This is a genomic window from Sulfurimonas sp. (assembly GCF_032250635.1).
Lineage (GTDB): Bacteria > Campylobacterota > Campylobacteria > Campylobacterales > Sulfurimonadaceae > Sulfurimonas.
Genome location: NZ_JAVVFL010000122.1, coordinates 1 through 7,056 on the forward strand (window position 1 = coordinate 1; position 7,056 = coordinate 7,056).

Annotated in this window: 7 protein-coding genes; 5 read left to right on the forward strand and 2 right to left on the reverse strand. The window is 38.7% G+C overall.

All coding sequences use genetic code 11. The annotated features are described in order from the left end of the window. Together RQ763_RS08060 and RQ763_RS08065 are read right to left on the reverse strand one after the other, a co-directional pair. Positions 1–1,890: AAA family ATPase (locus RQ763_RS08060; RefSeq protein ID WP_314152259.1), on the reverse strand; the 1,890-nt coding region annotated here is incomplete at its 3' end. Beyond that, positions 1,890–2,189: an ATP-dependent Clp protease adaptor ClpS gene (locus RQ763_RS08065; protein WP_314152261.1), complete on the reverse strand. Its 300-nt coding sequence runs from the start codon at positions 2,187–2,189 to the stop codon at positions 1,890–1,892. The genes RQ763_RS08065 and RQ763_RS08060, both read right to left, overlap by 1 nt. Positions 2,190–2,248: 59 nt before the next feature. Between RQ763_RS08065 and bioD the strand changes: the two genes are divergently transcribed. From bioD to RQ763_RS08090, 5 genes are all read left to right on the forward strand, one after another. Further along, positions 2,249–2,896 (forward strand): dethiobiotin synthase, encoded by a 648-nt coding sequence (bioD, locus tag RQ763_RS08070; protein WP_314152262.1) that lies wholly within the window; start codon positions 2,249–2,251, stop codon positions 2,894–2,896. A gap of 21 nt (positions 2,897–2,917) precedes the next feature. Then, on the forward strand, positions 2,918–3,808 hold the full coding sequence (locus tag RQ763_RS08075; protein WP_314152263.1) for an aspartate carbamoyltransferase catalytic subunit: 891 nt from the start codon (positions 2,918–2,920) through the stop codon (positions 3,806–3,808). After that, the gene (locus RQ763_RS08080; protein ID WP_314152265.1) at positions 3,798–4,736 is read left to right on the forward strand and encodes an aminodeoxychorismate synthase component I; all 939 of its coding nucleotides are present in this window, start codon (positions 3,798–3,800) and stop codon (positions 4,734–4,736) included. The genes RQ763_RS08075 and RQ763_RS08080 overlap by 11 nt, the downstream gene beginning before the upstream one ends. A 15-nt stretch (positions 4,737–4,751) precedes the next feature. Further along, positions 4,752–6,149 (forward strand): sensor histidine kinase, encoded by a 1,398-nt coding sequence (locus RQ763_RS08085; protein WP_314152266.1) that lies wholly within the window; start codon positions 4,752–4,754, stop codon positions 6,147–6,149. An 87-nt stretch (positions 6,150–6,236) separates the two neighbouring features. Next, positions 6,237–7,056 (forward strand): transaldolase (locus RQ763_RS08090; protein WP_314152267.1); only part of this gene is annotated, 820 nt, incomplete at its 3' end.

A 7,056-nucleotide genomic window follows, 5' to 3' on the forward strand; every position in this document is an offset into this window, starting at 1 on the left:
TTTAGAGAACTCTATAACCGCATCAAGTCTGTTTCTAAATTCAGGAGTAAAAAAGAGTTTCAGCTCCTCGTTTTTAGAGAGAGAACTGTCTTTGTTGAATCCCATTACATTTCTGGCAGTTGCACCTATATTTGATGTCATAATGAGAATAACATTTTGAAAATTTGCTTTGTAGCCGTTGTTATCTGTAAGAGTTGCATTATCCATGATTTGAAGTAAAATATTTACCAAATCAGGATGTGCTTTTTCTATCTCATCTAGCAACAAGACCGTATAAGGGTGTCGTTTTATCGCTTCTGTTAACAATCCACCCTGCTCATACCCGACATAGCCCGGAGGTGCTCCGACTAGGCGGCTTATGGCATGCTTCTCCATATATTCGCTCATGTCAAATCTCTCGAAATTTATGCCGAGTGTTTGGCTAAGAGAGAGTGCAAGCTCAGTTTTACCAACGCCCGTAGGTCCCGAAAATAGAAATGATGCGATAGGTTTGTTCTGCGGAGTAAGACCAGCTTTGGAAATTTTTATGGCTTTTGCGACCTCTGCAACTGCCTTGTCCTGTCCGATCACTTTTTTGCGTAAATTCTCCTCTAGATTAGCTAGAGAGAGTGTTTCGTTATTTGTTACTTTTGAGCTTGAAATTCCGACTATTTTTGAGATGGTATTTTCAATATCTGCCGCGCCTACTACTCTTTTTTTCTTGTTTTTAAGATGAAAAGATGCTGCGGTCTCATCAATGAGATCAATTGCTTTATCGGGTAGAAATTTATCGGTAATATATCTTTTGGAGAGGTCAATAGCAGTTTTGAGAGCTCTATCCGTAAAGGTCACATTGTGATGCTCTTCGTATTTGCTCTTTAACCCTTTTAATATTTTATATGTTGTTTTAGCTGATGGCTCGTTGATATCTACTTTGGAGAATCTTCTGCTAAGCGCTTTGTCTTTTTCAAAGCCGTTTCTGTACTCTGCAAATGTAGTCGCGCCCATACACTTTAGTTCGCCGGATGCAAGGGCAGGTTTTAGCTGGTTTGCCGCATCCATCGTTCCGCTTGTAGCACCTGCACCTATGAGTGTATGAATCTCATCAATAAAAAGGATGGCATTTGGAATGGATTTAAGCTCATCCATAACTCCTTTTAAGCGTTTTTCAAAATCTCCTCTATATTTTGTGCCTGCAAGCATTGCGCCCAAATCAAGTGCATAAAGCTCTGTATTTTGTATGATGGGAGGAACTTTGTGTGTGACTATGTTTAGTGCCAAACCCTCCGCAATAGCAGTTTTTCCGACACCCGGTTCTCCTACTAAAATAGGGTTATTTTTCTTTCTGCGGCATAAAATTTGTGTGACTCTTTGTATCTCGTCATCTCTGCCGATAACGGGGTCAATTTTTCCCTCTTTTGCTTTTTGAAGCAGATTTATAGAGTATTTTTCAAGATATGAGTCACCCTCTTTTAAGTTCTCTTTCTCATTTTTATGTGAAATAGTTTCCAAAATATCCAATCTTGAGATATGAGACTCTCTTAGCAGCGCATAGGCAAATGAGTTAACTTCATCATAGATGGCAACAAGCAAATCTCCTATGTCGGCACTCTGTTGACCTGAGCCTTGAATATGTTTTATCATCCTCTCAATCAGTCTTGAGAGCGCAATACTCTCAAAAGGCTCCTCTTCTATGTTTTGCGGTAGAGTGTTTATGTTTGAATCTATATAGTTTTTCATAAGCTCTCTCATCTTATCGACATCTCCGCCGCATGTAAATATTATTTTCGCACCCTCTGCAGAGTTTAATATCTCATAGAAGACGTGTTCAATGGTAATATATTCATGTCTAAGCTCTTTTGCATAAAGAATAGATCTTTGAAAAACCTCGTTTAATGTATAACTTATCACTACTCCTCCTCCATCTCAGCTCTGAGAGGAAATCCACTCTCTCTGGCTCTTTTATGTACTTGCATTACTTTAGTCTGTGCGATTTCGTGAGTGTAGACCCCGCACATGCCCTTATCTTTTTTATGAACCTCAAGCATAATTGCTTCTGCTTCCTCAAAACTTTTGTGAAATACGCTCATAAGTACGTCTATAACAAAGTCCATGGAAGTATAGTCGTCATTTAAAATAAATACTTTATATTTTTTAGGGTATTTCAGCGATATCTCGTCGATGGTCTCTAAACCTGTATTTGTTGCCATAATTTTCCTATAATAATTGCCTTTAATAGTTAAAAAATTATAACAAAATAGAGATAACTATGACGAAACGAATTTTCGTAACCGCCACAAATACAAACATAGGTAAAACATACACGACAAAACTGCTTCTTAGAGAGTATGCTTCTCGCGGTCTTAAAGTAGGCGTTATTAAGCCGATAGAAACCGGTGTAGTTGGCGGATATGCAGAAGACGCTGAGGAGCTTTTGGAGACTCTAAAAGAGTTAAATACAAAGCTGTGGCATTTAGAAGCAGAAGATATTGTGCCAATCATGTATGAGATGCCCTCGGCTCCATATATTGCTTCAAACAATACGCCGCTTGATTTGAAAAAAATATTGACAAAAATAGAGGAGCTGGAAGCTTTTTGTGATATTATCATCATTGAAGGTGCGGGCGGGCTCTATGTTCCTATTGACGATAAGTATATGATGATTGATCTTATCCAGAAGTTAGATGCGGTTGCACTACTCGTTACTCACTGCTCTTTAGGCTGCATAAACGATACGCTGCTTAGCAAAAAAGCTCTTGAAGATAAAAAGATGGAGCATGTAGTGGCATTTAACTGCAAAGAGGGTGATGAGAGCTTTTCTAAAATATCCGAGCCTTACTTTTTAAAAACCGGTTTTAAAGTCTTAAAAGTCGGTCGTGATATTGATATTATATGTGATGTCTTGTATAATTTGTAAACTATTTAAAAAAAGAGCGTTATGAAACATTTAACTACAACTGCTGATTTTACGGTTAAAGAGATAGAGACAATTTTAGAGGATGCGGAGTTTTTTGCTCAAAAAATCAAAGATGGCAGCAAGCTTGACAAGATTCTAGAAGATAAGATTATAGTCACACTCTTTTTTGAAAACTCAACAAGAACAAGAAGCTCTTTTGAGATAGCTGCAAAGAGGCTTGGGGCGGAAGTTGTGCATCTTGATGTTGCAAACAGCTCTACTAAAAAAGGCGAAACGCTTGTAGATACGGCAATGAATTTGGATGCTATGAGTCCGCATGCGATAATTGTCAGGCATCAAAATTCCGGTGTTCCTAAAATCCTCTCAAACCACACCAACGCTTCGATTATAAATGCAGGAGACGGTGCTCATGCTCATCCAACCCAGGCACTTTTGGACCTCTTTACGCTTAAGAAGCATTTTGGAGATGTGAGAGGAAAAAAGATTGCGATTGTGGGCGATATAAAAAACTCAAGAGTTGCAAACTCCAATATTGAGATACTTGGCAGATTCGGCATGGAGGTTATTTTGGTCGCTCCTCCGCAGTTTTTGCCAAAAACAGAATTAAGAAGTACCCACTTTTTAAAAGAGATCATTGATGAAGTAGATGTCATAATGAGTTTAAGAACGCAGACCGAGAGACACTCTTCCCAAACCTATGCATCTCTAAAAGATTATGCAAGCGACTTTTGTATAACGACCGAGCTATTGGGTGAGAGGGATATCGTTTTACTTCACCCAGGACCCGTGCATAGAAACATAGATATATGCGACGCACTTTTGGCTGATGAGAGATGTAAAGTTTTGGAGCAGGTTTCAAACGGCGTGGCAATTAGAATGGCAGTGCTTAAAAAACTCATTTATGACGTTTGATGATTTAAACTCTCTGGGCGAAAAAAGGGAGCCGTTTCTGTTTATATCCGACTTTGGGGCAAAAAATCTAAAAGTCATCCCTCTTGGCGACCTTGACTCGCATGACGTTGAGTACTCCACTACAAAAAACTACTCCCTAAAACCTCACGCAGACTTTTTTGATAAGCAGACAATACCATTTGGTGAGTATAAAAAAAAATTTGACTCGGTAATAGAGAGGATAAAAGCGGGCGATACCTACCTTTTAAATCTCACACAGCCTACAAACGTTAAGAGTGAGATGAGTCTAAAAGAGATGTTTAAATGTGCGAATGCACGCTACAAGCTTAGATACAGAGATGAGTTTGTCTGTTTCTCTCCTGAGCAGTTTGTTTCAATAAAAGGCACAAAGATAGCCACTTTTCCCATGAAAGGGACAATCGATGCCTCAATACCAAATGCCAAAGAGCTCATTTTAAACAGTCCAAAAGAGATGGCTGAGCATGTAATGGTTGTTGATCTGCTAAGAAACGATCTCTCCATTATGGCAAAAGATGTCAAGGTTGAGGAGTTTAGATATATAACAAAAATAGAGGCTGGCGATAAAGAGCTTCTGCATGTAAGCTCACATGTAAGCGGAGATGTGGGGAGCGACTGGCATGCGAAAATCGGAGATATTTTAAAAACACTCCTGCCTGCAGGAAGCATAAGCGGAGCACCAAAAAAGAGCACTTTGGATATCATTGACGAGGTTGAAGGGTATGAGAGAGGCTATTTTAGCGGAGTTTTCGGTGTGTATGACGGCAAAACATTTGATAGTGCGGTTATGATAAGATTTGTCGAGAAAACAGAAGATGGCTATATATATAAAAGCGGCGGAGGCATAACTCTGGAGAGCGATGCAAAAAGTGAGTATGAAGAGCTTTTAAATAAAGTTTATCTGCCATAAAAGAGGGGTAAATCAATGCTTAAACTAGATGGTTTTTTTACAAGCGGATGGGATTTCGGTGAGGAAGAGCAGGAGCTAAAAAATAGATATCAGATGGTAAACATCGGTATATTGCTCTCCGGAGGCGGGCTGATATACGGCATAATTGGAAATTATGTAAGAGATGTTCCCGGATTTATTCCTATAGAGATTGCTCTTTTGCTTATGAACTTTATAATGTTTTTCGCTCTTAGGAAGTATCGTCACTTGTTTGAGTTTTTTGCAACTACCATGACCCTGCAATATACGTTTTTATTTCTGTTTCTTATTTATGTCGGCGAACCAAATGAACTTAAACATCTCTGGATATTTACCTATCCCATTATACTTCTGTATTTTCAAAAGAGTATACATGCGGTATATTGGCTTGTTTTTGTTCTGTTTATGCTTGTTATAGCGCCTCTGCAAAATTTTGTAGAGATAAAGTACACTATGTATCAGGTAACCTATATCTCTTTTGTTTTGGTCATAATCAGTATTATTATCTACTTCTATCAGAGGAAGATAGATGAAGCAAGATCCACCATTATAGAGCAGCAAAATATGCTTCGAAACTTTAACTCTGAGCTTGAGAAACAGGTAAAAGATAAAACTACAGAACTTACTAAACTAAATGAGTTACTTGAACTTAAAGTTGAGCAGAAGCTCGAAGAGCTAAGAAGCAAAGATCAGATTTTAGAGGCTCAGTCAAAGCAGGCAGTTATGGGTGAGATGATAAGCATGATTGCACACCAATGGAGACAGCCCCTCTCTACAATTACACTCCAAATTGCAAATCTGCAGTTTAAACAGCTCCTTGGGCACAATAGAAGCGACAAAGATATTGATGATGCACTAAGCAATATTAGTGATACTATCATCTATCTCTCTGATACGATTGATGATTTCCAAACCTATTTTCATCCTGATAAAGAGATGCATACTATAGAGATTCACGATCTGCTTCAAAGGGCTCTAAACTTTGCGATGTCAAGAGTAAGCGATAGGGGAATAAAAATATCTATGAGCAAAAGCGAAGACATAGAGGTTAAAACCTATATAAACGAGCTTGTTCAAGTTGTGCTCAATATTTTAAATAATGCTATAGATGCGCATAATGAAGTTAAGAAAAGAGAATCCTTTATCAAGATAAGCGCAAAAAAAGTAGGAGAGAGGGTTTTTATATACATAGAAGATAACGCAGGCGGGATAGATAGCGAAAATCTACCGCACCTCTTTGAACCATATTTTAGTACTAAAGGCAAGAACGGAACTGGACTTGGTCTTTACATGAGCCAGATGATTATACAGAAGCAGTTCGGCGGTGAAATAGATGTGGAGACATCCAAAGAGGGATCGCTTTTTATAGTTAAAATTCCTAAAAATATTGCCTAAATGAAGAAAAAGGGCATTTTAAAGATTGTTTAAAATAAATTGAGAATTTTTGAGATATAATTTACTAAAACAACTTAAGGTTTGTAGATGTATTTAAAAGATTTGAAGTTCTCTTTGTGGGCTGATTTTATAGAGAGGGATTACCTAGACAGAGAATTTAAAGAGCTTATAGATGGTGGGATTGTAAACGGTGCAACTTCTAATCCTGCAATCTTTAAAAGTGCAATACTTACTTCAAATGCCTATAAAGAGCAGCTCTCTACACTCGGTTTGTTATCGCCAAAAGAGAAGTATGAAGCTCTTGCGATTTACGATATACAAAAAGCAGCAGACATACTACAACCTTTGTACCAGAAAAATGATGACGGTTATGTAAGCATAGAGGTAGATCCATATCTTTGCGACGATGCCGATGCGACCATAGAAGAGGGGAAGAGATTATACTCTGAGATAAATCGCAAAAACGTAATGATCAAAGTTCCTGCAACCGGGGCCGGCTATATAGCTATGAGAGAACTTGTAGGAAGCGGGATACCGGTAAATGCAACCCTTATATTTAAAAAAGAGCAAGCTATCTCATGCGCCGAGGCATTTAGAGAGGGACTGGCGAAACATGGAGCAAAGATTGACACCGTTATAAGCGTGTTTGTAAGCAGGATTGACAGAGCGCTTGATGAAGAGTTGGCAAAAGGCGGTGTGGAGATTGCACTTAGCGGAATTTACAATAGTGCTGATATCTACTCTGAAGTTGAGTCAATGGGAGTAGAGGGGTGCAGAACTCTCTTTGCAAGCACCGGAGTAAAGGATGACTCGCTGCCTCCTCACTACTATGTGGAGAAACTCTTAGCATACAACAGCATCAATACGGCTCCCGTAGATACGATAAAAGCGTTTCATCAAAACGGGG

Bases quoted from the DNA above. Each gene is read 5' to 3' on its own strand.
- RQ763_RS08065 (WP_314152261.1), bottom strand. From the start codon at position 2,189: ATGGCAACAAATACAGGTTTAGAGACCATCGACGAGATATCGCTGAAA.
- bioD (WP_314152262.1), top strand. From the start codon at position 2,249: ATGACGAAACGAATTTTCGTAACCGCCACAAATACAAACATAGGTAAA.
- RQ763_RS08075 (WP_314152263.1), top strand. From the start codon at position 2,918: ATGAAACATTTAACTACAACTGCTGATTTTACGGTTAAAGAGATAGAG.
- RQ763_RS08080 (WP_314152265.1), top strand. From the start codon at position 3,798: ATGACGTTTGATGATTTAAACTCTCTGGGCGAAAAAAGGGAGCCGTTT.
- RQ763_RS08085 (WP_314152266.1), top strand. From the start codon at position 4,752: ATGCTTAAACTAGATGGTTTTTTTACAAGCGGATGGGATTTCGGTGAG.